The organism is Rhodanobacter sp. MP7CTX1, from assembly GCF_014205795.1.
Taxonomy (GTDB): domain Bacteria; phylum Pseudomonadota; class Gammaproteobacteria; order Xanthomonadales; family Rhodanobacteraceae; genus Rhodanobacter.
In genome coordinates this window covers 92,616-118,019 of the sequence record NZ_JACHCN010000002.1, presented here as the reverse complement: position 1 = coordinate 118,019, position 25,404 = coordinate 92,616, and the positions used below count along the sequence as shown (strand labels likewise).

At 63.7% G+C, this 25,404-nt stretch carries 27 protein-coding genes; 9 read left to right on the top strand and 18 right to left on the bottom strand.

Translation table 11 applies throughout. The features are described from left to right. Positions 1–86: 86 nt before the first annotated feature. The 3 genes from creD to HDE77_RS03200 all read left to right on the top strand — a co-directional run bounded on the left by creD (position 87) and on the right by HDE77_RS03200 (position 2,838). Entirely contained in the window at positions 87–1,487 is a 1,401-nt protein-coding gene (creD, locus tag HDE77_RS03210) for a cell envelope integrity protein CreD (RefSeq protein WP_184415719.1), read from the top strand. Beyond that, positions 1,484–2,176 carry a tRNA (adenosine(37)-N6)-threonylcarbamoyltransferase complex dimerization subunit type 1 TsaB gene (gene tsaB, locus HDE77_RS03205; protein ID WP_184415718.1) on the top strand — a complete coding sequence of 231 codons (693 nt, stop codon included), beginning with the start codon at positions 1,484–1,486 and terminating at the stop codon, positions 2,174–2,176. Before creD ends, tsaB begins: the two co-directional genes overlap by 4 nt. A gap of 233 nt (positions 2,177–2,409) precedes the next feature. Then, positions 2,410–2,838, top strand: coding sequence for a hypothetical protein (locus tag HDE77_RS03200; RefSeq protein ID WP_184415717.1), 429 nt, complete (start codon positions 2,410–2,412; stop codon positions 2,836–2,838). Positions 2,839–2,908: 70 nt separating this feature from the next. Here HDE77_RS03200 and HDE77_RS03195 read toward each other — a convergent pair whose 3' ends face one another. Then, a complete protein-coding gene (locus HDE77_RS03195) occupies positions 2,909–3,946 on the bottom strand; it encodes a YeiH family protein (RefSeq protein WP_184415716.1) in 1,038 nt (345 codons plus the stop codon). 86 nt (positions 3,947–4,032) lie between these two features. Here HDE77_RS03195 and HDE77_RS03190 point away from each other — a divergent pair, with 86 nt between their 5' ends. After that, on the top strand, positions 4,033–4,935 hold the full coding sequence (locus tag HDE77_RS03190; RefSeq protein WP_184415715.1) for a LysR family transcriptional regulator: 903 nt from the start codon (positions 4,033–4,035) through the stop codon (positions 4,933–4,935). Positions 4,936–5,170: 235 nt separating this feature from the next. Here the strand turns inward: HDE77_RS03190 and HDE77_RS03185 are convergent, their stop codons facing one another. The 13 genes from HDE77_RS03185 to HDE77_RS03125 form a co-directional block, all read right to left on the bottom strand. Further along, positions 5,171–5,962: a hypothetical protein gene (locus HDE77_RS03185; protein WP_255482519.1), complete on the bottom strand. Its 792-nt coding sequence runs from the start codon at positions 5,960–5,962 to the stop codon at positions 5,171–5,173. Between the two features lie 271 nt (positions 5,963–6,233). Then, on the bottom strand, positions 6,234–7,979 hold the full coding sequence (gene ptsP, locus HDE77_RS03180) for a phosphoenolpyruvate--protein phosphotransferase (RefSeq protein ID WP_184415714.1): 1,746 nt from the start codon (positions 7,977–7,979) through the stop codon (positions 6,234–6,236). Positions 7,980–8,062: 83 nt separating this feature from the next. Beyond that, positions 8,063–8,332: an HPr family phosphocarrier protein gene (locus HDE77_RS03175; RefSeq protein ID WP_184415713.1), complete on the bottom strand. Its 270-nt coding sequence runs from the start codon at positions 8,330–8,332 to the stop codon at positions 8,063–8,065. Next, positions 8,325–8,717, bottom strand: coding sequence for a PTS fructose IIA subunit family protein (locus tag HDE77_RS03170; RefSeq protein WP_184415712.1), 393 nt, complete (start codon positions 8,715–8,717; stop codon positions 8,325–8,327). The genes HDE77_RS03175 and HDE77_RS03170 overlap by 8 nt, the downstream gene beginning before the upstream one ends. 43 nt (positions 8,718–8,760) lie before the next feature. Beyond that, positions 8,761–9,666: an RNase adapter RapZ gene (gene rapZ, locus HDE77_RS03165; RefSeq protein ID WP_184415711.1), complete on the bottom strand. Its 906-nt coding sequence runs from the start codon at positions 9,664–9,666 to the stop codon at positions 8,761–8,763. Between the two features lie 4 nt (positions 9,667–9,670). Next, complete coding sequence (gene hprK, locus HDE77_RS03160) at positions 9,671–10,621, bottom strand: HPr(Ser) kinase/phosphatase (RefSeq protein ID WP_184415710.1); 951 nt, start codon at positions 10,619–10,621, stop codon at positions 9,671–9,673. A 275-nt stretch (positions 10,622–10,896) separates the two neighbouring features. Then, complete coding sequence (gene raiA, locus HDE77_RS03155) at positions 10,897–11,220, bottom strand: ribosome-associated translation inhibitor RaiA (RefSeq protein ID WP_184415709.1); 324 nt, start codon at positions 11,218–11,220, stop codon at positions 10,897–10,899. A 176-nt stretch (positions 11,221–11,396) separates the two neighbouring features. Further along, a complete protein-coding gene (locus tag HDE77_RS03150; protein WP_184416010.1) occupies positions 11,397–12,872 on the bottom strand; it encodes an RNA polymerase factor sigma-54 in 1,476 nt (491 codons plus the stop codon). A 215-nt stretch (positions 12,873–13,087) separates the two neighbouring features. Then, the gene (gene lptB, locus HDE77_RS03145; RefSeq protein WP_184415708.1) at positions 13,088–13,807 is read right to left on the bottom strand and encodes an LPS export ABC transporter ATP-binding protein; all 720 of its coding nucleotides are present in this window, start codon (positions 13,805–13,807) and stop codon (positions 13,088–13,090) included. Positions 13,808–13,810: 3 nt separating this feature from the next. After that, positions 13,811–14,350 carry a lipopolysaccharide transport periplasmic protein LptA gene (gene lptA / locus HDE77_RS03140; RefSeq protein WP_255482518.1) on the bottom strand — a complete coding sequence of 180 codons (540 nt, stop codon included), beginning with the start codon at positions 14,348–14,350 and terminating at the stop codon, positions 13,811–13,813. A gap of 13 nt (positions 14,351–14,363) precedes the next feature. Then, a complete protein-coding gene (gene lptC, locus HDE77_RS03135; RefSeq protein ID WP_184415706.1) occupies positions 14,364–15,047 on the bottom strand; it encodes an LPS export ABC transporter periplasmic protein LptC in 684 nt (227 codons plus the stop codon). Then, on the bottom strand, positions 15,044–15,595 hold the full coding sequence (locus HDE77_RS03130; protein ID WP_184415705.1) for an HAD-IIIA family hydrolase: 552 nt from the start codon (positions 15,593–15,595) through the stop codon (positions 15,044–15,046). Before HDE77_RS03130 ends, lptC begins: the two co-directional genes overlap by 4 nt. Before the next feature lie 133 nt (positions 15,596–15,728). Next, a complete protein-coding gene (locus HDE77_RS03125) occupies positions 15,729–16,739 on the bottom strand; it encodes a KpsF/GutQ family sugar-phosphate isomerase (RefSeq protein WP_184415704.1) in 1,011 nt (336 codons plus the stop codon). 233 nt (positions 16,740–16,972) lie between these two features. Here HDE77_RS03125 and HDE77_RS03120 point away from each other — a divergent pair, with 233 nt between their 5' ends. Together HDE77_RS03120 and murA are read left to right on the top strand one after the other, a co-directional pair. After that, entirely contained in the window at positions 16,973–17,212 is a 240-nt protein-coding gene (locus HDE77_RS03120; protein ID WP_184415703.1) for a BolA/IbaG family iron-sulfur metabolism protein, read from the top strand. A 40-nt stretch (positions 17,213–17,252) separates the two neighbouring features. Further along, on the top strand, positions 17,253–18,512 hold the full coding sequence (murA, locus tag HDE77_RS03115) for a UDP-N-acetylglucosamine 1-carboxyvinyltransferase (RefSeq protein WP_184415702.1): 1,260 nt from the start codon (positions 17,253–17,255) through the stop codon (positions 18,510–18,512). A gap of 69 nt (positions 18,513–18,581) precedes the next feature. On the opposite strand, the gene HDE77_RS03110 is transcribed toward murA, so the two are convergent. The 3 genes from HDE77_RS03110 to purM form a co-directional block, all read right to left on the bottom strand. After that, positions 18,582–19,289: a DUF3108 domain-containing protein gene (locus HDE77_RS03110; RefSeq protein ID WP_184415701.1), complete on the bottom strand. Its 708-nt coding sequence runs from the start codon at positions 19,287–19,289 to the stop codon at positions 18,582–18,584. Positions 19,290–19,324: 35 nt separating this feature from the next. Continuing rightward, positions 19,325–19,993: a phosphoribosylglycinamide formyltransferase gene (gene purN / locus HDE77_RS03105; RefSeq protein ID WP_184415700.1), complete on the bottom strand. Its 669-nt coding sequence runs from the start codon at positions 19,991–19,993 to the stop codon at positions 19,325–19,327. A gap of 124 nt (positions 19,994–20,117) precedes the next feature. Next, on the bottom strand, positions 20,118–21,146 hold the full coding sequence (gene purM / locus HDE77_RS03100) for a phosphoribosylformylglycinamidine cyclo-ligase (RefSeq protein ID WP_184415699.1): 1,029 nt from the start codon (positions 21,144–21,146) through the stop codon (positions 20,118–20,120). A 159-nt stretch (positions 21,147–21,305) separates the two neighbouring features. Here purM and HDE77_RS03095 point away from each other — a divergent pair, with 159 nt between their 5' ends. The 3 genes from HDE77_RS03095 (at position 21,306) to hda (ending at position 24,322) form a co-directional block, all read left to right on the top strand. Beyond that, positions 21,306–22,316 carry a DUF2066 domain-containing protein gene (locus HDE77_RS03095; protein ID WP_184415698.1) on the top strand — a complete coding sequence of 337 codons (1,011 nt, stop codon included), beginning with the start codon at positions 21,306–21,308 and terminating at the stop codon, positions 22,314–22,316. A gap of 120 nt (positions 22,317–22,436) precedes the next feature. Beyond that, the gene (locus tag HDE77_RS03090) at positions 22,437–23,621 is read left to right on the top strand and encodes an AI-2E family transporter (RefSeq protein WP_184415697.1); all 1,185 of its coding nucleotides are present in this window, start codon (positions 22,437–22,439) and stop codon (positions 23,619–23,621) included. Further along, positions 23,618–24,322: a DnaA regulatory inactivator Hda gene (gene hda / locus HDE77_RS03085; RefSeq protein WP_184415696.1), complete on the top strand. Its 705-nt coding sequence runs from the start codon at positions 23,618–23,620 to the stop codon at positions 24,320–24,322. Before HDE77_RS03090 ends, hda begins: the two co-directional genes overlap by 4 nt. A gap of 184 nt (positions 24,323–24,506) precedes the next feature. Here the strand turns inward: hda and HDE77_RS03080 are convergent, their stop codons facing one another. Beyond that, positions 24,507–25,310, bottom strand: a complete 804-nt coding sequence (locus tag HDE77_RS03080) for an inositol monophosphatase family protein (RefSeq protein WP_184415695.1) — start codon at positions 25,308–25,310, stop codon at positions 24,507–24,509. Positions 25,311–25,404: the final 94 nt, after the last annotated feature.

Genomic DNA, 25,404 nt, shown 5'->3' with positions numbered 1-25,404 from the left:
TCGCGGCCAGCCATGGGCCACTCGTCGCCCTCGATGCCGCCGATGTGGCTGCTTTCATCGGTACTCCAATCAAGGGAGTGCGGGCGATGAACCACTGGACACAAACGGTAACGGCCAAGGTGCTGGGCATCGGCTTGCTTGCATTGTTGATGACGATACCGTTGATGGAGGTGAGCGGGCTGGTGAGTGAACGCCAGCAGCTACGCGAGACAGCCATTGCGCAAATCGCCCAGGGCTGGGGCGGCTCGCAGGTGCTGGGTGGTCCGGTGCTGACGGTGCCGACGCTGCGCCCACTTGCCATCGCGGACAGCGGGCCTTTACAGAGTGGGACGCCACAGTGGCGCGCCGGCACTGAAAGCATGTTGGCTGACACGCTGAAAGTAGACGCTGCGATGGCCGTGGAAACCCGCCGCTATGGCATCTATGCCGCGCCGGTATTTGTATCGACGGTAAGGCTCAAGGCTACCTGGCGGGCGGAAGATCTGGCGCAGTTTCACCAGGCCAGCACGGCACAATGGCAGGGCGGCAAGGCCGAACTGCGCCTGCCGATCGGTGATTTGCGCGGTTTGCAGGAAGTCAGCGACCTGCGCATCAACGGCAAGCCGGCACGCTTCGATTCGTCGGCGGATCGCCTTGGAAAATGGCCGAATGTGGTGGTGCCGATTGACATTGAGGCGTTGGGCAGCCAGCCGATCGATGTCGAAATCAGCCTCAAGCTGGCCGGCACCGAGTCACTGCAGTTGCTGCCGCTGGCACGCAGCACCGACGTGACGATGCACGCACCGTGGCGCGATCCGAGTTTTACAGGCGCTGCGCTGCCGCTCGAGCACCAGATCGATGCACAGGGCTTCAGCGCGCACTGGCATCTGCTCGATCTCAATCGCAGCTACGGCCAACACTGGACTGATGGCGCCGACGGCCTGGATCAGGCGTTGCAGGCATCGGCGTTCGGCGTGCAGTTGTATCAGCCGGTCGATGTGTATCAGCGCAACGAACGCGCCGGTAAGTACGGGCTGCTATTCATCGCGATGACGTTCGTTGCGTTCTTCCTGTTCGAGGTGCTCAAACGGTTGCGCGTGCATCCGGTGCAGTATTTGCTGGTCGGCGCGGCACTGGCCACGTTCTACGTGGTGCTGCTGGCGTTGTCCGAACAGATTGGTTTTGGCGCGGCCTATGCAGTGGCCGCCGCGTCGGTGGCGTTCATCGTGGGTGGCTACGCAATGGCGGTGCTGCGCGCGCGCCGCGCCGGCCTGTTGCTGGGAGGCGTGCTGGCAGTGATCTACGCCATGTTGTACGGCCTGATCGCCGCTGAGCAGTACGCCTTGCTGATTGGCGCGCTGGTGCTGCTGGTGATGGTGGCGCTGATGATGTATCTCACCCGACGCATCGACTGGTACGCCTATGTACCGACAACGACCTCCGGACAGGGCACGCCACCGGGCATGCCGCCGACCGTGCCGCCAGCCGGTATCATGGAGCCATCATGAATCTGCTCGCGATTGAAACCGCCACCGAAGCCTGCTCCGTTGCCTTGATCCACGGCGATGAATTGATCGCGCGCAGCGAGATCGCCCCGCGGCGGCACACCGAGCTGGTGTTGCCCATGGCTGACGCGTTGCTGGCCGAAGCCGGCATCGGCCGGCATGCACTGGATGCGATCGCCGTCGGTCGCGGTCCCGGTGCATTCACCGGCGTGCGACTTGGCGTGTCGCTGGCGCAGGGTATGGCGCTGGCGCTGGGTCTGCCGGTGATCACCATTTCCTCGCTGGCAGCGCTGGCGCTGGAAGCGCCTGAGGATGAAGGTACGGCGATTCTCGCGGTGATCGATGCGCGGATGGGCGAGATCTACGCGGCCTGTTATCGGCGTGATGACAACGGCGGACTGATCGCGCTGGACGACGAGCGCGTCTGTACCGCCGACTCGTTGCAATTGCCGCAGGCCGCTGCGTGGCAGGTGGTCGGTAGTGGTTGGGCGACGTATGCCACGGTGTTGTGCGAACGCCTCACCGGCACGCTGCGTTCGGCGGACGGGATGCGTTATCCGCAGGCCGCACACGTCGCCGAACTGGCCATGCGCGAATTCAGGGCCGGTCGCGCACAAGCGCCGGAACTGGCGCTGCCCGTCTATCTTCGCGACAAAGTGGCGCTGACGCTGGTGGAGCAGGGCAAAGCCTGAGTTGCCTGTTCTTTCCCCCAGCCCCCGCCGGAGACAAGTCGAGAGCTGCCGCGCAAGGCGCACGCGGCGGTTCGCGATCTGCGCTATGTTCACTTACGAGCGCCCATGACTGATATCGGCAAGTTGTAGCCAGCGCCTTGCGCCGGACAAGATGGAGATGTCCGCACTCCCATGGTGGACGTAGCAGATGGCCTGTCGGTTACGTCCCCAGCAGATTGAGGAGCTCAGTACTCATGTCCGAAGTCAGCACATTGCGGCTCTATCTCCTTCGCGGGATGTACTTGCTCATCGCAGTCGGGCTCGCAAACATGGTGTGGCCCTTGATCATTGCCCCGCCTGATTCGGTTGCCAACGCGAAGACCGTGATTCGTTCGCTTTTAGGCGCGCTGGCCCTGCTCTCTGCTCTGGGGCTGCGATACCCGCTGAAGATGCTTCCGCTGCTACTCTTCGAGCTCCTCTGGAAGGTCATCTGGGTCGTCGCTTTCGCGCTGCGCATGTGGCTTGCCGGAGGTCTCGATGACTACGCGTCCGAGACACTATTTGCATGCATGATGGGCATTGTCCTGGTTCCCATCGCCATACCGTGGGGCTACGTATTCAGACATTATTTCAGGGCCCCGGGTGACCCCTGGCGGCAAGCTGCTCCGCGCCGTGCTGCCTGATCCCTCGGGCTGGACTTTCTCCGGCACGGTTTGTGTAGACAGCTCATGAGTCAGGTTGACCAGCGTGACCTCAGAGCTGCCCGATAGTCAGCTGTACCAGCAGGCTGCTGACGGCGACGGCGATCCATACGCCGAGGCCGAGCAGGATGGGACGCACGCCGGTGGCGGCCATTTTGCGCAGGTCAGCCGACAGCCCGATCGCGGTGAGCGCGACGATGATCAGGAATTCCGCCGCCGTGTGAATCGCTGGCTGGATCACCGTGGGGATCACGCCGGCAGTGCGCACGGCGGAGGCGACCAGAAACCACAGGATGAACCACGGAAAGATTTTTGCGAGGCTGAAATGGCCGACGCCACCGTCCTGCTTGAGTTTGCGCTTTTCGCGTGCAGCGACCACAAACGCCAATACAAGGCAGATGGGAATGATCAGTGTGGCGCGGGTCAGCTTGACGATGGTGGCGTAGTCGCCGGCACTCTTGCTATAGCTGTAGCCCGCCGCGACGACAGACGAGGTGTCGTTGATAGCGGTACCAGCCCACAGGCCGAAGCCCATGTCCGACATGTGCATCAGGTGGCCAAGCAGCGGAAACAGCAGGACGGCTATCAGGTTGAACAGAAAGATGGTGGAGATCGCGAACGCGGTGTCGTGATCGTCCGGCTGGATGATCGGGGTGATTGCGGCGATGGCCGAACCGCCGCAGATCGCGGTACCCACGCCGATCAGGATCTTCAGTTTGTCGTGCACGCCCAGCCAGCGCCCGAGCAGCCATGCGGCAAGAAACGCCACCGTCATGGTCACCAGCGTCACGGACAGCGATTCGAGCCCGGTCCTGACCACCTGGCTAAGGCTGAGTCCGAAACCGAGTGCGATGATCGACCATTGCAGCACGTACTTGCCGGCGAACGCGATACCCGGTTGGTAACGCTCGCCTGGAGCCAGCAGGTTGCGCACGATGATGCCCAGCACGATGCCGATCACTGGACCGCCAATCAATGGCGCGTAGCGTCCAAGCACCAGCGCGAGCAGGCCGATCACCACCGCCAGCAACAGGCCGGGCACTTGTTGCCGCAGGTTGGGGGACGAAATGGCGACCGAGGGTACGTTCATTGGGGGCTCCGAGAATGACGTCATTGTCCGCGCCCACATCCATCAGTAAAACTTGGAATATCTGATTGAAGGTATAAGATGAACTGATGATCAATATCAGCCCCCGCCAGCTCGAGGTCTTCGTGCAGGTAGCGCTGCACGGCAGCGTGCGCGCCGCTGCCGAGCGGCTATACCTGACCCAGCCCGCCGCCAGCATGGCGCTGGCTGAAATGGAGCGGCAGCTGGATGCGCCCGTGTTTGCGCGAGAGCGCGGTCGATTGCGGCTGAACGCGCGCGGTCGCGAGCTGCTGCCGCTGGCGCAGGAATTGCTGGAGCGGCATGCCGAGTTCAGCCGACGCGGCAGCGAGGGTAGCGCGGCGCTGGCTGGTGAGCTGCGCATCGGCGCCAGCAATACGGTGGGTAATTATCGTGTCGGCGAGCTGCTGGGCGCGTTCGTACGCGGCCATCCACAGGTAGCGATTCGCTTGCGGGTGGCCAATACAGAAACGATTGCGGCGGGTCTGCTCGATCACAGCCTGGACGTCGGTTGCGTCGAAGGGCCGGTGGCCCATCCGCTGCTGGAAGTGCGGCCGTGGCGCGACGATTTGCTAGTGGTATGCGCCCCGCCGGATCATCCACTGGCGCGCAAGCGTGGCCTGAAGCCGGCCGACTTCGCGGGCGCCCGCTGGGTGCTGCGCGAGCCCGGTTCGGCCACGCGCGCGACCAGCGAGCACGTGCTGGCGCAGCTGCCTCCCGGTGAAACCGTGCTGGAGCTGGATCAGATCGAGGCGATCAAACAGGTCGTCGTGGCCGGGCTGGGGATCGCGTGCCTGCCTGCTGTCGCTGTCACCGACGCGCTGGCGGCGGGGCGGCTGAAGGCATTGAAAACGCCGTTCCTCGATCTGCGGCGCAAACTTTCATTGCTGCTGCACCGACAGAAATACCGTGGCGCGTTGCTCGACGCTTTCTTGGAGAGTACCGGTGTGGACGACACTGGATTTCGTCGCTGAACCTGCCAGGTTTTCGCGCGCAGCGGCCGGATTTTCCAGGCACTCAAAGCGGTGTCTGAACGAGCCAGATCAAGAGCACCCCGCCCCAACCCACCCCTGCAAGCAGGGGTGGGAGCACCTCGCGCGGCGGGTGACTCGTGTCAGTACCGGTGGCAGGCCGTCCCTGGCCCGCAAATCCTCAAACTTGTCCTGGTGATCCACTAAAGCAGGGTAAAACAGCGACACTCGTTCGCATTTATTGCTTGGTTGCCACGTACGAGCTGGTCGATCCGTGCAGCATGTCATTGACTGCGATCGTCATCGTCTTGCCATCGGCGGCCACGGTCATTTTCGCGACGCTGATGACTTTTCCATTGCGCTTGTCGGTTTCCTGGATGCCGTTCTTGCCGAGCTTCTTGACCGACACGCTGGTGGTTCCGGGGTCACCCGCATACGGTGCGTCCGAACCATCCAGCTTCGCGTTGTAGGACTGGCCGGTTGGGCTGGTCATGCTCAGCATGTTGCCGTCAACCTTGTACGTGAAGGTCAGTCCGTTGTCCGAGACATTCCCATAACTCGAGGTCCGCCAGGAGCCCGAGATGGCGTGTGAACCCTTCGGTCCCATCGCCACGCGCGTCATGGTGCCGTTGCCTGTCACGGCTGCGGCATTGGTATCGCTGCTGTCGCTGAATTCGAACGCTGCGGTCTTTCCGTCCGCCGCAACCACTGTCTTCGAAGTCGCCACGACCTTGCCGGCCTTCTTCTGGGTTTCCTCGACCGTATGATCGTCCACTACCTTGAGGGCCATCGTGTCGAAGTACGGGTGCCCGGTGACCGGGTGATCATCACCATCCGCCTTTATGCTGATGGCCGGGGCGCATGTCTTGCACTCGTACATACCGTTCTGCAGTAGCAAAACGTCCGGCTTTTTCGGCATCTGGGCCTTGCTCAAATCGATTTTCCAAGTGCCGTCGAAGCTGCTTTGCGCCATGACTACCGAGGGCATCAACAATGCCCCCAACAAACCTGCGAGAAGAAATTTCTTCATGACTGACTCCCCTAGCTGTTGAGTGAACTCACGAAGCTCCCGGAGAGCCTGGATGGAACCCCGGTGCCATTCGAACGCCCAGCCGTTTCGCCCCCTTAACTTCTGAAGGTGTGCCCACCCGTGTGAAGAAAAGCGAAACAAATCGTGACAAATTTGCTATTGCAAATAAGAAGAACGGCGACGACCCTCGCCCGGATGGAAAAGGTCGGGAGGCAACGCTCACAGGGAAGTCATGGCCGCTGCCAAGCGGCCAGAACATACGCGTAACCGATCAAGCCGGGGCCAATGAACCGATGATCTCGTTCAACAGCGCTTCGGCCTTCTCATGGGTGGGGGCGCGCAGCAGCCGGGCGGCGTGTCGGCGCAGGTGGGCGTGATCGAAGGTGGCGAGGCGGTCGCGCACCTGCAGGATCTGGCCGGGGTGCATGCTGAATTCGTGCAGGCCCAGCACCAGCAGCAGCGCGGTGAAGTTCACATCGCCAGCGATTTCGCCGCACAGGCTCACGGGCTTTTTCGCGCGGCGCCCGGCACTGATCACGTGCGAGAGCAACCGCAGCAATGCTGGCTGCAATGGGTTATAGATATTTTCCAGCGCATCGTTGCCACGATCGGCGGCGAGCACGTACTGGGCCAGATCATTGGTGCCGATCGCGAGGAAGTCGGCGTGCTCCAGCAACGCGCGTACATTGATCGCCGCTGCCGGCACTTCGATCATCGCGCCCAGCGGGAGTTTCTCCGGCAAGTCGATGTTGTCGCGTTTCAGATCCTGCCGCGCCAGCTTGAACAGCGTGCGCACCGCAATCAGTTCATCCGGCTGGGTCACCATCGGCACCAGCACGCGCACAGGGCCGTAGCAGGCGGCACGCAGGATCGCGCGGATCTGGGTGGAGAACACCGCCGGATAACGTAGCGACAGCCGTACGCCACGCACGCCGAGCGCGGGGTTGTCCTCACCGCGCATGGTCAGGCCGGCAGCATCCGCCTTGTCGGCGCCCAGATCCAGTGTGCGGATCGTGACCGGCAGACCGCCCATGCCCATCACCAGGTCGCGATAAGCGATGAACTGCTCGTCTTCCGACGGCAGTCCCTTGTGTCGCAGGAACAGGAATTCGGTGCGATACAGACCCACGCCATCGGCGCCGCGCGCACGCGCCATGGCCACGTCGGCAGGCGTCTCGGCATTCGCGAGCAGGCTGATGCCGACTCCATCGCGCGTACGTGTGGGTGCATTCGCCAGCAGTGCCAGGCGTCGACCTTCGAGCACCGCCTCGCGTTGCCAGGCTCGATACCGAGACAGGTCCTGTGCGGTGGGGTGCACCACGGCCTCGCCGCGTTCGGCATCGAGCAGGATCAGGTCGTCGTCGTGGATATTCGACAGCGCGTCACGCGTACCCACCAGCATCGGCAGGCCGAGGCTCCGCGCAAGAATGGCGCTATGCGAATACGCGCTGCCGGAACTGCCCACCACGCCGAGCAGGCCGTTGCCGGCCAGTTGTGCCATGTCCGCTGGCGCGATGCTGTCGGCGATCAGGATCTCGCCGACGCGCGCTGCCAGCTTGCGTTCCTCCGGGCTGGTCTGCCGCTGCAACGCGGAGATCACCCGGTTGATCACCTGTTCGACATCCTCCTTGCGGCTGCGCAGGTAAGGATCGTCCATCGCCTCGAACACCGCCGAAAGTCGATCGCGCTGTTTTTTCAACGCCGCGCCGGGGCGGTAATGGCCGATCCGCACCAGATCGTCCAGCCCACGCAGCAGCTCCGCGTCGTCCAGCAGCAGGCTGTGCGCATCGATGAACTCATTCACCTCGCGTGCGAGCGCGCCATGCAGTTTGCCGCGCAGCTCGCGCAGTTCCTGTCGCGCGGTATCCAGCGCGCGGTGCAACAACAGCAACTCTCCCTCGATCTCGTCCTCAGCCAGCGGTCGCGTGTCGACCGTATAGCGGCTGGGCTGCACCAGGCGGGCCCGACCCAGGGCCATGCCACGCGCAGCGATCGTGCCGTTGAGCACATGTCTCATGCATGCCACCCCGCAGGCTGGACTGATACGGCCAGGGTGGGTAACAGGTTGAGGTTCAGCAGGTTGGCAGGCGGACTACCCATTCAAGCTCCTTCATCGAATTTGCGCTCGAACAACTCCGCTACCGCGGTCAGCGCGGATTGCTCGTCCGGGCCATCGGCGCGGATGATGAGCGGAGTGCCGAGGCCGGCAGCCAGCATCATGACGCCCATGATGCTTTGTGCGTTGACTTCGCGTCCTTTGCTGATCAACCACACCGTGGATTTGAAACCATGTACGAGTTGTACCAGCTTGGCCGAGGCGCGGGCGTGCAGGCCGAGCTTGTTGGATACGACGATTTCTTGTTCAAGCATGATCGATGAAGATTCCCCCGCGGCCACCGCTGGCCGCTATCTCGGCGAGTTCGTCCAATGGTTTTTCCGCATAGTTGAGTACACGCAACAGCATCGGCAGATTGAGGCCGGAGACGCAGCGCAAGCGCACGCCAAGCGCGCCAAGTGACAGACCGATGTTGCATGGTGTGGCACCGTAGAGATCAGCCAGCACCAAGACACCATCGCCTTGGTCGAGTTCCCGCGCATGGCGCATGGTGAGGGTACGCATCACGTCCGGATCGGACTGAGGCGGTATTTCCACTGCCGCTACTTGCAGCGGTAGTTTCGGCATTACGTGGTGGGCGGCGGAGATCAACGCGTTGCCGACCCCCTCGTGAGTCATCAGCAGCAGGCCGACGCTCACGACCGGATACCTGTGGTGGTTGCGTAGATTGACGACATGATCATCACTCGAGTTCACGGTGGAAGGTGAGCACGCCTTCGCGACGATCGCGATAATAGGCGGCGAGTTTCTCGACCAGGTAGACCGACCGGTGTCGGCCGCCGGTGCAACCGATCGAGATCGTCATGTAGCTGCGGTCATCCTGTTCGAAGCGCGGCAGCCATGCATCCAGCCAGCGCACCGTATCGGCATAGTATTCGCCGACCATGGGCTCATGATCGAGGAATTCGCGCACCGCCGCATCCTTGCCAGACAGCGGGCGCAGGTGCGGATGCCAGTGCGGATTAGGCAAACAGCGTGCATCGAACACGAAGTCCGCATCCAGAGGCAGCCCACGACGGAACGCAAACGACTGGAACATCAACGTGAGCCCTTCGGTAGCTTGCGCATAACCGGTGGCAACCAGTCGGCGCAACTGGTGCACGTTGAGTTCGCTGGAATCGATCACCTTTTCGGCGATGGCCATCAGCGGGCGCAGTAGCCTGCGTTCCTCGGCGATGGCGTCCGCCAGCGACAAACCTCGCGTGGCCAGCGGATGGCGGCGACGGGATTCCGAATAGCGCTTGATCAGCACTTCGTCGCGGCAGTCCAGGAAGATCAGATGTACCTGCACGCCGGCGGCTGCCAGCCCGGACAGCACGGTGGGCATGTGCGCGAAATCGGTGCCGCGGTTGCGTACGTCCACGCCCACCGCAATGCGCTGACGCTTGCCACGGTCGTCATTGATCACCGCATTCACCAGCTGCGGCAGCAAGGCCGAGGGCAGGTTGTCGACGCAGTAGAACTCAAGATCCTCCAGCGCGCGCAATGCGACGGTCTTGCCGCCGCCGGACATGCCGGTGAGCACGATCAGGTGGACTTCGTGCGGATCGACCAGCGGATCAAGCAGGGGCTCGTTGTTCTCGTTCATGCAATTACCACGGAGGCAGCCGGCGCAATTGATGCGCCTGCCGGTCGATAAAGGTCTGTGCGGGGTCGATGCCCTTGCTCTTCAGGGCGTGGCTGCGTACAGCCGCCTCGACGAGTACCGCAAGGTTGCGTCCCGGTGCCACCGGTATGGTGATCATAGGCACCGGCACATCGAAGATTTCGCGATGCCCGATGTCACCGGTGAGGCGCGTCAAGGCGTCGGTTTCCTCGCCGTCGCGCATCGGCTTGAGGTGGATCACCAGCCGCAGGTACTTGGAGGGCTTGACCGACATGTGGCCGAACATCTCGCGCACGTTCAGCACACCCAGTCCACGCACTTCCAGCAGATCCTGCAGCAGCTCGGGGCAGTTGCCGTCAATCACATCCGGTGCGATGAGGGTGAATTCGGTGGCGTCGTCAGCGACCAGTCGATGGCCGCGGCTGATCAGCTCCAGCGCAAGCTCGCTCTTGCCGGAGCCGGCTTCGCCAGTGATCAGCACGCCGATCGAGAAGACTTCCAGGAACACCCCGTGCAGGGTCGTCTTCGCTGCCAGCAGGCGCGCCAGATGGTATTGCAGATAGGTCAGCAGTTCGTGGCTGCGCTTGGGACTCACCCAAAGCGGCGTATTGGTTTCCTCGGCCACCTCGCGCAGGTCGGCGGGCAGCGTCTGATCTTTTGTCACGATCAGAGCCACCGGCTGATAGGCGGCGACCTTGTGGATCACCTCCCAGCGCTGGCGCGAATCCAGCGCGTCGAGGAAGCTCAGCTCTTCGGTGCCGATGATCTGGATCTTGTTTGGATAGATGACGTTGAGATAGCCGATCAACGACGGTCGACGCGCCTGTGCGGCACCGGGATCGAGCGCACGCGTTTCCCCCCGCATGCCGGATATCCAGCGCAGGCCCATGCGTTCGTGGACGCCCTCGAATAGTTGTCGCGCGCTGATCCGGTCCAAGCGAAGAGTCCTTGCGCCGCATGGGGAGCCCGGTGGGCGTCTGCGGCGATGGGACCATTGTGCCAGTTTGGGGGATGGATGCGTGGATGGGGGAGCGGGTCAGGAGGGAATCTGGCCCCTCATCCGGCTCTGCGGGCCACCTTCTCCCCGATGGGGGAGAAGGGAGTTGGGAGCGGCCTGCGACCGCGAAGTTTCAATGGGTTGCCCCCATTCCGGCCTGGTCGGCCAACTTCTACCGGCGGGGAGAAGGGATCTGGAGGGCGGCGAAGGTTTTATCAGCCGTATTGGCGTTCTTCGCGGGTTTCTCGTTGGTGTTTGTCGCTGACTTTCTCGCGGTGCTTGCGTAACTGGTTGACGAGTTTGTCGAACAGGACATCGATGGATACATACATGTCGGCCTCGGCGGCTTCGGCATGTAATGTGGCGCCGGTGACTCCCAGCGTGCCCTCAGCACGCTGCTGGAGCTTGTCGACCGACAGCACAATGGCAAGGCTGATCAGTTTTTCATCGAGGCGTGTCAGGCGGTCAAGCTTGGTGGTGGCGTGCTCCCGGAGTGCCGGGGTGACTTCGATCTGCTGGCCGCTGAGTTGGAATTGCATGGGGCGCCTCCTCTGGTGGTGCAGTGCCGCCTTTCGGCGGCGGATAAACGTGCCACTGCTGTGATGACAGTGGCACATCGTCAAACACTCTCTACAGGTATGGGAACGCTTTTAGTCTTGGCAAGTTCCCGCGCATGTTTCGCAGAATGATTTCGCGCACGTTTTTCGGATGTGAATCAACTGGCACGCTGGCGTTCGCTGGAACTGGGAATGCGCAGGCCCTCCCGGTATTTGGCGACGGTGCGGCGGGCTACCTGGATACCCTTGCGTTTCAGTTCCTCCGCAATCGCCTGGTCGGACAGGGGTTTGCGGGCGTCTTCGGCGTCGATCAGCTTGCGCAGCATGGCCTGGATCGCGGTGGCCGACGCGCTGCCGCCGTCCTCGGTGGAAACGCCGCTGGAAAAAAAGTATTTCAGTTCAAACGTGCCGCGCGGGGTGTGGATGTATTTGCGGGTGGTGACGCGCGAGATGGTCGATTCGTGCATGCCCACTTCTTCAGCCACTTCGCGCAACACCAGCGGATGCATCGCTTCCGGACCGTAGTCGAGGAACGCACTCTGCCGGCGCACGATCGCTTCGGCGACCTTCAGCAATGTCTCGGCGCGCGATTCCAGGCTCTTGATCAGCCAGCGTGCTTCCTGCAGTTGGCCGCGCATCCAGCTGGCGTCCTCACCGCGGGCTCGCGCGATCATGCCGCAGTAATGCTGGTTCAGCCCGAGTCGCGGCTGGCAATCCGGATTCAGGCTGACCCGCCAGCGGCTGGCGTCCTTCAACGCGTAGACATCCGGCGCCACATATTCCACCGGAGTGGCGTCCAGCGCCGCGCCGGGGCGCGGATCAAGGCTGCGGATCAGCACGGCGGCGGCGGTGACCTCGTCTTCACTGGCGCGCAGCCGGCGCGCCAGTCGGGCGACATCGTTGCGCGCGAGCAATTCCAGCTCGGTGTCGACCATGCGCAGCGCCAACTCGCGCTGCGGCGTATCCGGATCGAATTGTTGCAGTTGTACCCGCAGACAGTCGCGCAAATCCAGGCTGGCGACGCCCGCAGGGTCGAAGCCCTGCAACTGGCGGCGTACGGCATCGACTTCACCGATGCTGGCCTTGAGATCGGCCGGAAGCACGGCGAGTACCGCCTCCAGCCCCTCGGTGAGATAGCCGTCGGCATTCAACGCGTCGATCAGCACCGTGGCGATCGCATACTGGCGGGGATTGAACGACGCCATGTTGAGCTGCCACAGCAGGTGTTGCTGCAGGGTTTCCGGCGCCGCGTTCTGCGGCTCGAAATCCTCATCGCCGCGCGAGCCTGTGCTGCTGCCGTTGCTGCCGACGCTACTGCTGGAAAAATCGATCGGGGATTCAGCGACACCGCCGCCGTCAGCCCACTCGGTGGAGTCGTCGCCGTCGCTGTCGCTGCTGCCAGCGGCTGCGCTGGAGCTTTCGGCACTTGGGTATTCGCTTTCGGCGTCGTCGGCATCCACCGGCTCGGCGTCGTCGCTCTCTTCGGCGAACTCCAGCAGCGGGTTACTCTCGGTGATCTGTCGCAGTTCGGCTTCCAGCTCCAGCTGTGACAACTGCAACAAGCGAATCGCCTGCTGCAGTTGCGGCGTCAGGGTGAGCTGCTGATGGAGGCGGAACTGCAGTGCGGGTTTCATGCCAGCCAGATCGAAGGAACTCGCAGCCATCCTAACGCTTGCCCGCTGATGCGGCCATAGGACTGTGTCGCATCCTGGTTGCCCCAGTCCGCAAAGCCGCCGGCGGATCGCGGGGCAATAACGCCGGGCCAGGGTCGGCGACGGTTTGCGCCGAGCCATACCTAGGTTGGGGTGAGCGTAGCGAAGCCCAACCTACAGGAGCTGTAGTCCTTGGGTCAGAGGCGGAATTCGCGGCCCAGGTACACTTCGCGCACTTTCTCGTCGGCGAGGATGTGTGCGGGGGTGCCGCGCGAAAGGACTTCGCCGTCGCTCATGATGTAGGCGCGGTCGCAGATGCCCAGTGTTTCGCGCACGTTGTGGTCGGTGATCAGCACGCCGATGCCGCGTTCTTTCAGATGTCTGACAATGCGCTGGATCTCGCCGACCGAGATCGGGTCGACGCCGGCGAACGGTTCGTCCAGAAGCATGTAGCGTGGCTGCGCGGCGAGTGCGCGGGCGATCTCGACGCGACGACGTTCACCGCCGGACAGGCTGATGCCTTTTTGATCGGCGATGTGCGAGACCTTCAACTCATCCAGCAGGCTTTCCAGCTCGGCGTTGCGCTGCTTGAGGGTGAGACCCTCGCGCAGCTCGAGCACGGCCATGATGTTGTCGGACACGCTGAGCCGGCGGAACACCGACGCTTCCTGCGGCAGGTAGCCAATACCCAGCTTGGCGCGCGAGTGCATCGGCAGACTGGTGATGTCCTGCTTGTCCAGTTTGATACTGCCGGCATCGGCTTCGATCAGCCCGACCACCATGTAGAAGCAGGTGGTCTTGCCGGCGCCGTTGGGCCCCAGGAGGCCGACGACTTCGCCCTCGCGGATCGAGAACCCAAAATCCCGCACAACCTTGCGCGCCTTGAAACTCTTTTGCAGACCTTCGGCCGAGAGCATGGGTTACGGTTGTTCCTTGGTCGGGGTCGAGGCGCTGCTGGCGTTTGCTGGCGGGGCGGTTGGCGGCGTCGCATGGGGTGCGCTGGCAGGAGCGGCGGGCTTGGCCGGGGCTGGCGCGCCGGCGGCCGGCTTCGGCTTCGGCAGGAAGATCATGTGCACCAGTCCATCGCCACCGCTGTTGCCGGTCATGTAGCTGGTCTGGGTGTTGTAGGTGAGCTTGTCACCATGCGCCTCACCGCGGCCCTGCTGGTGCACCACGGCATGACCGGTCAGCACCGCAATGCCGTTGATGTTGTCATAGTCAAGCTGGTCCGCATCGCCGGTCATCAGGTTTCCGGAATCGTCGACCTGCTCGATGTGTGCCAGTTTGCCCTTGTTTACCGTGATCACGATGCGGCTGATCTGCGTGTCGGCGTCGATATAGACCAGCGCCTTATCCCCGGTGGCCTTGAGCGTGCCCTGGGTAGCGATCACGTTGCCGGTGAGCGTGGTGATGGTGTTGGGCAGGTTGAAGCCGTCGGTGGACGCGGCGTGCAGGTCCATCGGCTGGTTGCGGTCATCTTGCTTGGCCAGCGCCGGCTGCAGCAGGAGCAGGCCGAGCAGGAGCAGGCCGAGCCGGAGACGGTTTGGGTGCGCGTGGCGGGAAAGTGATGTGCGACGCATCAAGCAGCTCCAGATGGTTTTCGTTGAGGTTGGCACGCATGCCGATCCCGCTCATTGTACGTTCGCCCTGCACGACATGGGCCGGCTCTGCCGTCTCCATCCGGTTTTCCTTCGGCCAGAGGGTGGCTTCGGAGGTGTTCAGGGTGGTTACCGGCGTCGGGACTCCGGTCGCCGTGGTATAGGCCGGCCGGTGCATGTAGACCGGGCCTTGCAGCTTGATCAGGGTGCCGCTCTTGTCGACCCAGCCGTACAGCGAATTGCCATCCCAGTCGGGAACGACGCCAGGCTGCTTGGACGGGATCACGAAGTTCGGTTTGATGATGTACAGGGTGTCGTCTTCATCGTGGCGATCCAGCTGCGGCGAGGTCATGCTGAAGCTGGGCAGGCCATCGACGCCGTACGACCACATCGTGAAATGATGCAGCGTGTAGCCGGAACGTGGTGGGCCGACAAAATCGTGCTCCGGCGCCTGAGGGCTCAGCCACCACATCAGCCCCTGGCTGATGGCCGCAGCGAGCCCGACCACGACGATGGCGACGGTCAGGCGACGCTCCCGCAGGTAGGACATCAGGCTCATTGCCAGCGTTCCCGTTCGGCGGCGCCTTTGCCCTGGGCGTGCAGGATCAGGTCGCACACCTCGCGCGCAGCACCCTGGCCGCCGCCGAGACGGGTTTGCCAATGTGCCTGTTCGGCGACCCACGGGTGGGCGTTGGCCACGGCAACCGCCAACCCGGAGATGCGCATCGCCGGCAGGTCTGGCAGGTCATCGCCGATGAAGGCGGCCTGCTCAGGGCTGAGATTGAGCGCGTCCAACAATTCCAGCAGGCAGGCCCGTTTGTCGTTCTGGCCCTGATAGACGTGCGCGATGTCCAGCTCTTCGGCGCGCAAGGCGACCGGGTGACTGATCCGAGCACTGATGATCGCGACGAGCACGCCGCTCGCCATCAGCTGCTTCAGGCCGAGCCCATCGTGCACATGGAACACCTTGGTTTCACGGCCGTCCTCGGCGTACCAGAGGCGGCCGTCGGTCATGGTGCCGTCCACGTCGAATACCGCCACGCGGATCTTGGCAGCACGGGCGAGGATGTCGGCGGGGAGGTTGGTCAGATAGCTGGGGGGGTTCACGGGGTTTGCTGGCTGGTGAGGTGAGGAAGGGGCGAGGGACGAGTAGCGAGGGCGCTAAAATCGGGCTTCATGGGCTCGTGAGGTTCAGTTCATCGCCCTCGCTACTGGCCCCTCGTCCCTGAGCTGCTGTGCATCAGACCACACGGGCGCGGAGCAAATCATGAATGTTCAACGCGCCAACCACGTGCTGTTCATCGTCGACCACCAGCAGCGCGTGAATCTGGTGTTTTTCCATCAACTGCGCGGCTTCCGCCGCCAGCTTGTCGGCGCTGATCGTCTTGGGTCCACGGGTCATCAGCTCGGCCACCGTGGCGCCGCGGAGATCCACGCCTTCATCGTCCAGCGCGCGGCGCAGATCGCCATCGGTGAACACGCCGAGCAGGCGCTGATCGGCGTCGACCACCGCAGTCATGCCCAGGTGCTTGCGGGTCATTTCGACCAGCGCGGCGGTCACGCCGGCATCCGGCGACACCCTGGGTACGTCGTCGCCGGTATGCATCACGTCGCTGATATGCAGCAGCAGGCGGCGGCCGAGGCTGCCTGCCGGATGCGAGCGGGCGAAGTCATCCGAGGTGAAACCGCGCGCTTCCAGCAGCGCAATCGCCAGCGCGTCGCCCAGTACCAGCGCGACGGTGGTGCTGGTGGTCGGTGCCAGGCCCAGCGGGCAGGCCTCGCTGGAGATGCTGCCGTCCAGGTGCACGTCGGCCTGGGTGGCCAGTGAGGAGCCGGGCTTGCCGGTGATCGCGATCAGCGGGATGCCCTGGCGCTTGATCACCGGCAGGATGAACAGCAGCTCGTCCGTTTCACCCGAATAGGACAATGCCAGGACCACATCCTGCGGCAGGATCATGCCGAGGTCGCCGTGACTGGCTTCGCCCGGATGCACGAAGAACGCCGGTGTTCCAGTGGACGCCAGGGTGGCGGCGATCTTGCGCGCCACATGGCCCGATTTGCCCATGCCGCTGACGATCACGCGCCCCTTGCAGCCCAGGATCAGCCGGCAGGCCTCGACAAAATTCTGCCCGATCCGCGGCTCCAGCGCATGGATGGCCGCCGCTTCGGTGGCGATCACCGTGCGTGCGCTACGCAAGATGGTGTCCGGGTTCAGGTCGATGACGGCGGGCGGGGCGATGCGTGCGTTCATGTGGGCTCGATGGAGGCTGAGAATCTGATGTCCGTGGCCGCAATGGCTGGGGGCATCATCGGCTATTGCCGTCGATTGTGGCTGGTTTGGCATCGTTGTCGTTTCTGCGACAGCGAATTTCCATTACCATGGCATATTCGTATTTTAACGTCATAAGTCCGCGCGTTGGATTCAACAAGCGACAGAATCCGCGTTTTGCCGACTCAAGCTCACCTATGGACCACCCCCTCCCGATGGACTCAGCCAGCATCCAGGCAATGATCGAAAACGGCCTGCCCGGTGCGCAAGCGGAGGTCAGCGGCGCCGATGGCGTGCATTTCGAGGCCACCGTGGTGGCCAGCCAGTTCGCCGGCAAGCTGCCGCTGGCGCGGCATCGGCTGGTTTACGCCACGCTGGGCGAGCTGATGGGGGGCGCGATCCACGCGTTGGCGCTGAAGACGCTGACACCCGAGGAAGCTGCGCCGCGCCGCTGATGGCCGCAGACGCACTCCACCGCTTCATTCAAGGAACATGATGGCCAAGATCCTGATCAGTGGCGGCACGCCACTCCATGGCGAGGTCGGTATTTCCGGCGCCAAGAATGCCGTGTTGCCGATTCTCGCTGCCTGCCTGCTGGCTGACGAACCGGTCAGCATCGGCAACGTGCCGCATCTGCACGATGTCACCACCTTTATTGAATTACTCGGCCAGATGGGCGTTCAGCTGGTGCTGGACGATCGCATGAAGATGCATGTCGACCCGCGCACGACCAGCACCTGCATCGCGCCATATGACCTGGTGCGCACGATGCGCGCCTCGATCCTGGTGCTGGGCCCGCTGGTGGCACGTTTTGGCCAGGCCGAAGTCTCGCTGCCAGGCGGTTGCGCGATCGGTTCGCGCCCGGTCGATCAGCATATCCGTGGCCTGCAGGCGCTGGGTGCGCAGATCACCGTCGAGAACGGCTACATCAAGGCACGCGCAAAGCGGCTGAAGGGCGCCCGCATCCTGATGGACATGGTCACCGTCACCGGTACCGAGAACATCATGATGGCGGCCACGCTGGCGCAGGGCACCACGGTGATCGAGAACGCCGCGCAGGAGCCCGAGGTGGTGGACCTGGCGAACTGCCTGATCGCGATGGGCGCGCAGATCGAGGGCGCTGGCACCTCGACCATGGTGATCCATGGCGTCGAGCGCCTGCACGGCGCCGAGTACGAAGTGCTGCCTGACCGTATCGAAACCGGTACCTTTCTGGTCGGCGCGGCGATGACGGGTGGCAAGGTGCGTACGCGGCGTGCCCGTGCCGACACGCTCGATGCGGTACTGGCCAAGCTTGAGGAAGCCGGTGCGCACATCTGCGTCGGCGACGACTGGATCGAGTTGGACATGGGCGGGCGTCGGCCGAAGGCAGTGAACATCAGCACAGCGCCGTATCCGGCATTTCCAACCGACATGCAGGCGCAGTTCACCGCGCTCAACTGCGTCGCCGAGGGCACCGGCGTAGTGACCGAAACCGTGTTCGAAAACCGCTTCATGCATGCACAGGAATTGCAGCGGCTCGGCGCAGATATCCACGTCGAAGGCAATACAGCGGTGATCCAGGGTGTGCAACAGATGAGCGGGGCGCCGATCATGGCCACCGATCTGCGCGCATCGGCCTGTCTGGTGCTGGCCGGCCTGGTCGCCAAGGGCGATACGGTGGTCGATCGCGTGTATCACATCGATCGTGGTTACGAGAATATCGAGGAGAAGCTCGGTGTGCTCGGTGCGAAGATTCGCCGCTTGCCGAACTGAGTCATCGTCGTCTGCAGGCAACAAAAAGCCCGGTCATGCCGGGCTTTTTTTATCGCGCCTGCGTGGCTATCAATCGGCCTTGTAGCTGACCAGCTCCATCACCAGGTCGCCGCCGTCATGCTGCGACAGCTTTACGGGCAACAGGTACTTGCCCGGCGCGTACCACGCGCTGAAACCGCGCTCGGCGTCGGTGCGATCGACCCGCTCGGCATTGAAGCTGCCGGCCGGCACCTTGACGGTTTCCTTGCCGGTCACCTTGAAATTCTGCGTCTGTACTTCCTGGCGCGCGGCAACCGGCAGCGCTATCTGCTGCTTGCCGTCGCGCAAGGCCAGCCCCAGCGCCAGCGGCGTGGTGTTGCGCTCGACCATACCGGCGGTCGCGGGATAGCTGTTCGGGCCCTTGCCCTCGTCGACGGTCACCTGCTGTTTGGTCCAGTCGACCAGCAGGTGGCGCTGCTTGTTCTTGATTGCCGCATCCAGCTGATAGTCGTAGCTGATCGCTTCGGGCACATCGCCCTTCCAGCGGAAGCGCGAGGTCTCCTTGATGCTGGCACTCATCATGGCGGCCATCCCACCGGTGCTCTTGACGTCGCGGCTGTAGATCCATTCGCCGTGGCTGCCGGCACGCAGGGTCACCGTGGCTTCGCCCATCGGCTCGCCACCCTGCAGCACGTTGTAGTGGGCGGTAAAGCTGGTGGGAGTTGTGGCGAGGGCAGCCTGGGCGCCGAACAGCAGGCCGAGGCCGAGCAGGGGAGTAAGCAGGGTTCGGGTAGTCATGCGACGAGTCTGCCGGCACCGGGCTGAACCGTGGATCACTCCCGTGTCTGCAGGCCCTGCTCGTTCAGTACGAGTGGGGTCAGCAGCGGCTGGTCGTCGAGCCTTGGCGCCTGGCCGTCCCAGCGCAATCGCCGAGTGGCCAACAGACCGAGGACGGCGGGCAACAGCCGGTGTTCCAGTGGCAGCAATCGTTCCGCCAGTTGCTCTTCGTCGTCACCCGGCTCGATCGCGACGCGTGCCTGTGCGATGACCGGGCCGCCATCCAGTTCGGCGGTGACGAAGTGCACGCTGGCGCCATGCTCGGTGTCGCCCGCTTCCAGAGCGCGGCGATGGGTGTGCAGACCGCGGTACTTCGGCAGCAGCGAGGGATGGATGTTGATCATCCGGCCGATCCAGGGCGCCAGTGCCTCGCCATCGAGTATCCGCATGAAACCGGCGAGCACCAGCAGCTCGGCACCACTGGCGGCGATGCGGGCGAATAGATCGAGGTCAAACGCGCGCCGATCCGGATAGCTGCGTGGGTCGAGTGCCAGCGTGGGAATGTTGGCCGCTTCGGCCATGCGCAAGGCGCCGGCCGCCGCCTTGTCGCTGCCGACCAGCACGAAGTCGACCGGGAGCTCGCCACGCTCACGCGCGGCGAGCAGCGCAGCGAGATTGCTGCCACGCCCGGAAGCAAGGACGGCGATGCGCGGTAGTGAGGACATAAGAGTTCCGAGATCAATGGCCGCTCGCCCTGAGCGTAGGCCCGAGGGGCTGAAGTCGAAGGGCTGCCCTTCGACTTCGCTGCGCTACGCTCAGGGCGAACGGGCAGTGGTCGACTCGGGTGGCTCAGCCGATCCGCACGCGCTCGTTGCCCTGCGCGGGCACCACTTCGCCGATCACCGAGCTGGGCAAGCCGTGCTTGGCCAGCAGCGCGGATGCCGCAGCGACCGCATCGCTCGGCAGGATCACGGTAAAGCCGACGCCGCAGTTGAACGTGCGCCACATTTCCTCGCGCGCCACGTTGCCTTCGCGCATCAGCCAGTCGAACACCGGCGGCAGCACGATCGTCGAAGCGTCCAGCGCGATACCCAGTCCGTCCGGCACCACGCGGATGATGTTTTCCTTCAGGCCACCACCAGTGATGTGCGCCATGCCGTGCACCGGGGCTGATTTCAGCAACTCCAGCATCGATTTCACGTAGATCGTGGTCGGCGCCATCAGCGCATCGGCCAGTTTCACCCCGGCGAGGTCGAGATCGAGCGGGTTGCCGGCACGCTCGAGGATCCGCCGGACCAGCGAGTAGCCATTGGAATGCGGACCCGAGGAGGCCACGCCGAGGATCACGTCGCCGGCAACGATCGCCTCGCCGCTGAGCATCTGCGACTTCTCGACCGCGCCCACCGTGAAGCCGGCCAGATCGTATTCGCCGGGTGGATACATGTCCGGCATCTCGGCAGTCTCGCCGCCAATCAGTGCACACCCGGCCAGTTCGCAACCCTTGGCGATGCCGCCCACCACCGCCACGGCGGTATCGACATCGAGCTTGCCGGTCGCGAAGTAATCGAGGAAGAACAGTGGTTCGGCGCCCTGCACAAGCACATCGTTGACGCACATGCCGACCAGATCGATGCCGATCGTGTCATGCCGGTTCAAGACTTGCGCCAGCTTCAATTTGGTGCCGACGCCATCGGTGCCGGACACGAGCACTGGCTCCTTGTAGCGACCGGACAAGTCGAACAGGCCGCCGAAGCCGCCCAGTCCACCCATCACTTCGGGGCGGAATGTCCGTTTGACCAGCGGCTTGATGCGTTCGACCAGGGCATTGCCGGCATCGATATCGACGCCGGCGGCGCGGTAGGTAAGTGCGTCAGACATGGTGAAGACCGGCGTGGAAGAAACGCGCAAGTTTAGCAGTATGTGGAATCGATGCTGGTCTGCCCCGGTGTATCGGCGGATCCGGTAATGCTTCGATAGACGCTGGGGGCGCGATTGGGCAGACTTCGCGGAGCTTTCCCTTCAAAAGACGTCCACCCCATGCGCCTGTCCCGCCTGCTGATCGTTATCCTGCTGCTGGGCTTTGCCGTGCTGCCGCCGCTGGCTGCGCAAGGCCAGGCTCCGGTGGCGTCGCCGGCAGCGCCAGGTTCGCCTTATTCGGTCATCGTGCCGGTGGCCGACACCAGCGACGCCCAGCGTGACCAGGCCTTTGCGACTGCACTCGGGCAGGTACTGACGCGGGTGGCTGGCGGTCAGGATCTGCGCAGCAATGCGGGCTATGACGATGCGCTGAAAGGCGCGGGCTCGATGGTTCAGAAGTTCCAATATCAACGCGCTACGACCGGCCTGAGCCTGGAAGTGAACTTCGAGCCGGGCACGGTGCGACGGTTGGTCGCCAAGCTGGGCGTGGCCAGCGCGGGTGTGAAACCGCCAGTGCTGCTGCTGGTGCAGGGCGCGGACGGCAAGTTGCTCGACCAGGCCGCGTTGACCAGTCTGGTCGCGTCGGCGGGTGCACGTGGCACCAACGTGGTCTATCCCGATGCGACCAGGCCGCTGGATGCCGCCAAAGTGGCCGCCGCCGATCCGGCCGCGCTGGCGGCGGTCGACCAGCAGTACCACACCGGCTTGGTGCTGCTCGGTAGCCTGCAAAACGGCAAGGCCAGCTGGACCTTGATATCTGGTGGGCAGTCACAGCATTGGACCGGCACCGGCGCGACCGAAGATACCTTGCTGGCAGACGCAGGCAACGGCATGGTCGATCGCATCGGCAAGCAGCTGAACGTGATTGGCTCCAGCATCAGCGACGGCAAGCTGTGGGTCAGCGGCCTGAACTCGGCGATCGATTACGCGAACCTGTTGGCCGTCCTGCGCGCTGATCCGTCGGTGCGCCAGGTGCAGACGCTGGAGGCGCAGAACGACAGCGTATTGTTGTCCGTCAAGGCGTCCATGCCACTGAGCGGGCTGGCCGCGAATCTCGCCGCCGGTGGCCGCTTGCTGTTGCAGGGCGAACCTCACCAGGGCGCCGATGCCAACCTGCGTTGGCTGCATTGAGCCGTTGCGTGATGATGTCGGCGAACCGCAGCGAGCGGTACGTCAGCGCTTTCAGGGGCGCTGGCCGGCCCACGGCATTCCTGTGAAATTCCGCCCTGTGAGAGTCCGATGAGCGCGCCCATGACACACGACACCTCGCGCCGCTGGCAGATGCTCGTCATCGCGCTGGTCATCGGTTACCTGATCTGGCTGCTGTCGCCGGTGCTGATGCCGTTCGCGGTCGCCGCCATGCTGGCCTACCTGGGCGATCCGCTGGCCAATCGGTTGCAGCGACTGGGCATGAGCCGGGCATGGGCGGCGAGTGTCGTTTTCCTCGTGCTGTTGCTGGTACTCGTCGGCGTGTTGCTGCTGCTGATTCCATTGATCTCGCGGCAGATCGAAAACCTGATCGAAAACCTGCCCCGCTATTCACAGTGGGCGCAACAGACCGCGTGGCCCTGGGTACAGCAAAAGCTGCACCTCGATCCACGCATGTTCGACAGCGACCAGCTGCTGGTGGCGTTCAAGGCGCACATGGGTTCGATCGGCGACTTCGCCACGACCGTGGTGGGCAAGGTGTCGCGTTCGGGCATGGATATTGTGCTGTGGATGACCAACCTGGTGTTGATCCCGGTGGTGGCGTTCTACCTGCTGCGCGACTGGCACCGGCTGGTCGGCACGATTGATCGCATGCTGCCACGCTGGATCGAGCCGACCATCGCCCATCTGGCCCACGAATCGGACAAGGTGCTGGGTGCGTTTGTGCGCGGTCAGCTGCTGGTGATGCTGGCGCTGGGTATTTTCTACGGCGCCGGTCTGACCTTGGTCGGGTTATCGGTCGGTCTGCTGATCGGCATCGTCGCGGGTCTGCTCAGTTTCGTGCCGTATCTCGGGTTTATCGTCGGCTTCGGTGCCGCGATTATTGCGGTGCTGGTGCAGTACGGCGACTGGTCGCACGTGCTGCTGATCTGTGGCGTGTTCGCGGTCGGCCAGTTGCTGGAAGGCTATGTGCTGGTACCTCGGCTGGTCGGCGGCAAGATCGGGCTGCATCCGGTGGCGGTGATCTTTGCGGTGCTGGCCGGCGGCTATCTGTTCGGCTTTCTCGGCGTGCTGCTGGCGCTGCCCGCGGCCTCGGTGATCGTGGTGCTGCTGCGTTACCTGCTCGAACGTTACCGGTTGAGCGAGCTGTATACCGAGGAGGGGCCGGAGGATCCGGCGCTTTCTGGGCAAACCGAGGTCGAGGTGGATGTCACGGTACGCAACGTCGGCGACACTGCGACCGAATCAGCACTGAAACCCGGCAAAGTCGACCCGAAAGCACCATGATCCCGCAGTTGCCACTCGCGCTGCGCTGGCCGCGCCGTCAGCGTTTCGAACACTTCCACGCCGGTGCCAATGCCGCCGCACTCGCCGCGGTGCACGCGCTGGCTTCGGAAGCCGGTGCAGCGTGGGTCTATCTGCATGGCGCGCTCGGCAGTGGGCGCAGTCATCTGCTGATGGCTGCGTGTCAGGCCGCCAGTATTTTGGGTCGCCGCGTGCAGTATCTGCCGCTGGCGGCGCTGGGGGATCGCGCGGCGGCGTTGCGTGGCGTGGTCGGCAGCGAGTTGCTGGCGCTGGACGATCTGGGTGCCATCGCTGGCGATCGCGAAGCGGAACATGCGCTGTTCGATCTCTACAACCGCGCGCGTGCAGAGGGGAGCGCGCTGCTGTTCGCCGCCGATGCCACGCCGGCCCAGCTTGGCCTCCAGCTGCCCGACCTGCGTTCGCGCCTCGGTGCCTGCACCCAGTTTGCGCTGAAGCCACTCGATGACGCCGAACGCCGTGCTGTGCTGAAAGCTCAGGCCGCTTCGCGCGGCATCGAACTGGACGAGAGCGTGCTCGACTGGCTGTTCGCCCGCTATGCGCGGGATCTCGGCGCGCTGCTCGATTTGCTCGACAAGCTGGACCAGGCATCGTTGGCTGCACAGCGGCGGATCACGATTCCGTTCCTGCGCAGCTTCCTGCGCGACGCGGATGAGATGCATTGATCGGAAGGCCGGGAGGCCGCGCCTCGCGTAGGTTGGGGTGAGCAACGCGAAGCCCAACGATCGTGGTAACCCCATGTTGGGCATCACTGCGTTCACCCCAACCCACGCGGTGCGTGCTTCGAGGTTTCCACATACAACAAAGGCGCCCGCAGGCGCCTTTGTTTGTTTACCGAGTCGATAAGGTTCAGGCCTTCAGAAGTGCGGGTGTCGCCTGTTGCCCGATCGCATCGACCATGGCCTTCGCCACGTTGAGGTTGCCGGCGATGATGTTGCCGCTGGCGGGGATGCCGTCGCGACCGGCGAAGTCGCAGTAGCGGCCGCCGGCTTCGTGCACCAGCAATACGCCAGCAGCCATGTCCCACGGTTTCAGGCCGATCTCGAAGTAGCCGTCGTAGCGGCCGGCCGCAACATAAGCCAGATCCAGTGCGGCGGAGCCGGAGCGACGGATGTCCTCGGCCTGGCCGAGGATCGCGCGGGTCATGTCCAGCTGCGCGGGGAGGTGCTCGCGCTGGCGGAACGGGAAACCGGTGGCGATCATCGCGCCGCCGAGGTTCTCGCGCTTGGACACGCGCATGCGGCGATCGTTGATATACGCGCCGTCACCCTTGCTGGCGGTGTACAGCTCGTCGCGCAGCGGGTCGAAGACCACGGCGTGAATCGGCACGCCTTTTTCCAGCAGCGCGATGGAAACGCTGAAGTGCGGAATGCCGCGCAGATAGTTGTGGGTGCCGTCGAGCGGGTCGATCACCCAGGTCATCGGACCCTTGCCCATGGCACCGCTTTCCTCGGCGAGGATCGCGTGATCCGGATAGGCGCGGCGCAGTTCCTTGATGATTTCCGCTTCGGCCAGCTTGTCGACTTCGGAAACGAAATCCATCTGCTGCTTCTCGACGACATTGAGGCCGTCGATGCGGTTCATGTAGCGCAGGATCACGTTGCCTGCAGAACGCGCGGCGCGCGCCGCGATCGTAACGTGGGGTCTGGGCATGGCTTCGACTTTGCAAAAGAGCGGGGTTGCGGCCGGCGATTCTAGCAGAGGCGGGGCCTAAGAGCCTGCTTATCCTCTCCCCGGCGCGAGCCAC

Coding starts and splice junctions, on each gene's coding strand:
- creD (WP_184415719.1), top strand. CDS start 87: ATGAACCACTGGACACAAACGGTAACGGCCAAGGTGCTGGGCATCGGC.
- tsaB (WP_184415718.1), top strand. CDS start 1,484: ATGAATCTGCTCGCGATTGAAACCGCCACCGAAGCCTGCTCCGTTGCC.
- HDE77_RS03200 (WP_184415717.1), top strand. CDS start 2,410: ATGTCCGAAGTCAGCACATTGCGGCTCTATCTCCTTCGCGGGATGTAC.
- HDE77_RS03195 (WP_184415716.1), bottom strand. CDS start 3,946: ATGAACGTACCCTCGGTCGCCATTTCGTCCCCCAACCTGCGGCAACAA.
- HDE77_RS03190 (WP_184415715.1), top strand. CDS start 4,033: ATGATCAATATCAGCCCCCGCCAGCTCGAGGTCTTCGTGCAGGTAGCG.
- HDE77_RS03185 (WP_255482519.1), bottom strand. CDS start 5,962: ATGAAGAAATTTCTTCTCGCAGGTTTGTTGGGGGCATTGTTGATGCCC.
- ptsP (WP_184415714.1), bottom strand. CDS start 7,979: ATGAGACATGTGCTCAACGGCACGATCGCTGCGCGTGGCATGGCCCTG.
- HDE77_RS03175 (WP_184415713.1), bottom strand. CDS start 8,332: ATGCTTGAACAAGAAATCGTCGTATCCAACAAGCTCGGCCTGCACGCC.
- rapZ (WP_184415711.1), bottom strand. CDS start 9,666: ATGAACGAGAACAACGAGCCCCTGCTTGATCCGCTGGTCGATCCGCAC.
- raiA (WP_184415709.1), bottom strand. CDS start 11,220: ATGCAATTCCAACTCAGCGGCCAGCAGATCGAAGTCACCCCGGCACTC.
- HDE77_RS03150 (WP_184416010.1), bottom strand. CDS start 12,872: ATGAAACCCGCACTGCAGTTCCGCCTCCATCAGCAGCTCACCCTGACG.
- lptB (WP_184415708.1), bottom strand. CDS start 13,807: ATGCTCTCGGCCGAAGGTCTGCAAAAGAGTTTCAAGGCGCGCAAGGTT.
- lptA (WP_255482518.1), bottom strand. CDS start 14,350: ATGGACCTGCACGCCGCGTCCACCGACGGCTTCAACCTGCCCAACACC.
- lptC (WP_184415706.1), bottom strand. CDS start 15,047: ATGAGCCTGATGTCCTACCTGCGGGAGCGTCGCCTGACCGTCGCCATC.
- HDE77_RS03125 (WP_184415704.1), bottom strand. CDS start 16,739: ATGAACGCACGCATCGCCCCGCCCGCCGTCATCGACCTGAACCCGGAC.
- HDE77_RS03120 (WP_184415703.1), top strand. CDS start 16,973: ATGGACTCAGCCAGCATCCAGGCAATGATCGAAAACGGCCTGCCCGGT.
- murA (WP_184415702.1), top strand. CDS start 17,253: ATGGCCAAGATCCTGATCAGTGGCGGCACGCCACTCCATGGCGAGGTC.
- HDE77_RS03110 (WP_184415701.1), bottom strand. CDS start 19,289: ATGACTACCCGAACCCTGCTTACTCCCCTGCTCGGCCTCGGCCTGCTG.
- purN (WP_184415700.1), bottom strand. CDS start 19,993: ATGTCCTCACTACCGCGCATCGCCGTCCTTGCTTCCGGGCGTGGCAGC.
- purM (WP_184415699.1), bottom strand. CDS start 21,146: ATGTCTGACGCACTTACCTACCGCGCCGCCGGCGTCGATATCGATGCC.
- HDE77_RS03095 (WP_184415698.1), top strand. CDS start 21,306: ATGCGCCTGTCCCGCCTGCTGATCGTTATCCTGCTGCTGGGCTTTGCC.
- HDE77_RS03090 (WP_184415697.1), top strand. CDS start 22,437: ATGACACACGACACCTCGCGCCGCTGGCAGATGCTCGTCATCGCGCTG.
- hda (WP_184415696.1), top strand. CDS start 23,618: ATGATCCCGCAGTTGCCACTCGCGCTGCGCTGGCCGCGCCGTCAGCGT.
- HDE77_RS03080 (WP_184415695.1), bottom strand. CDS start 25,310: ATGCCCAGACCCCACGTTACGATCGCGGCGCGCGCCGCGCGTTCTGCA.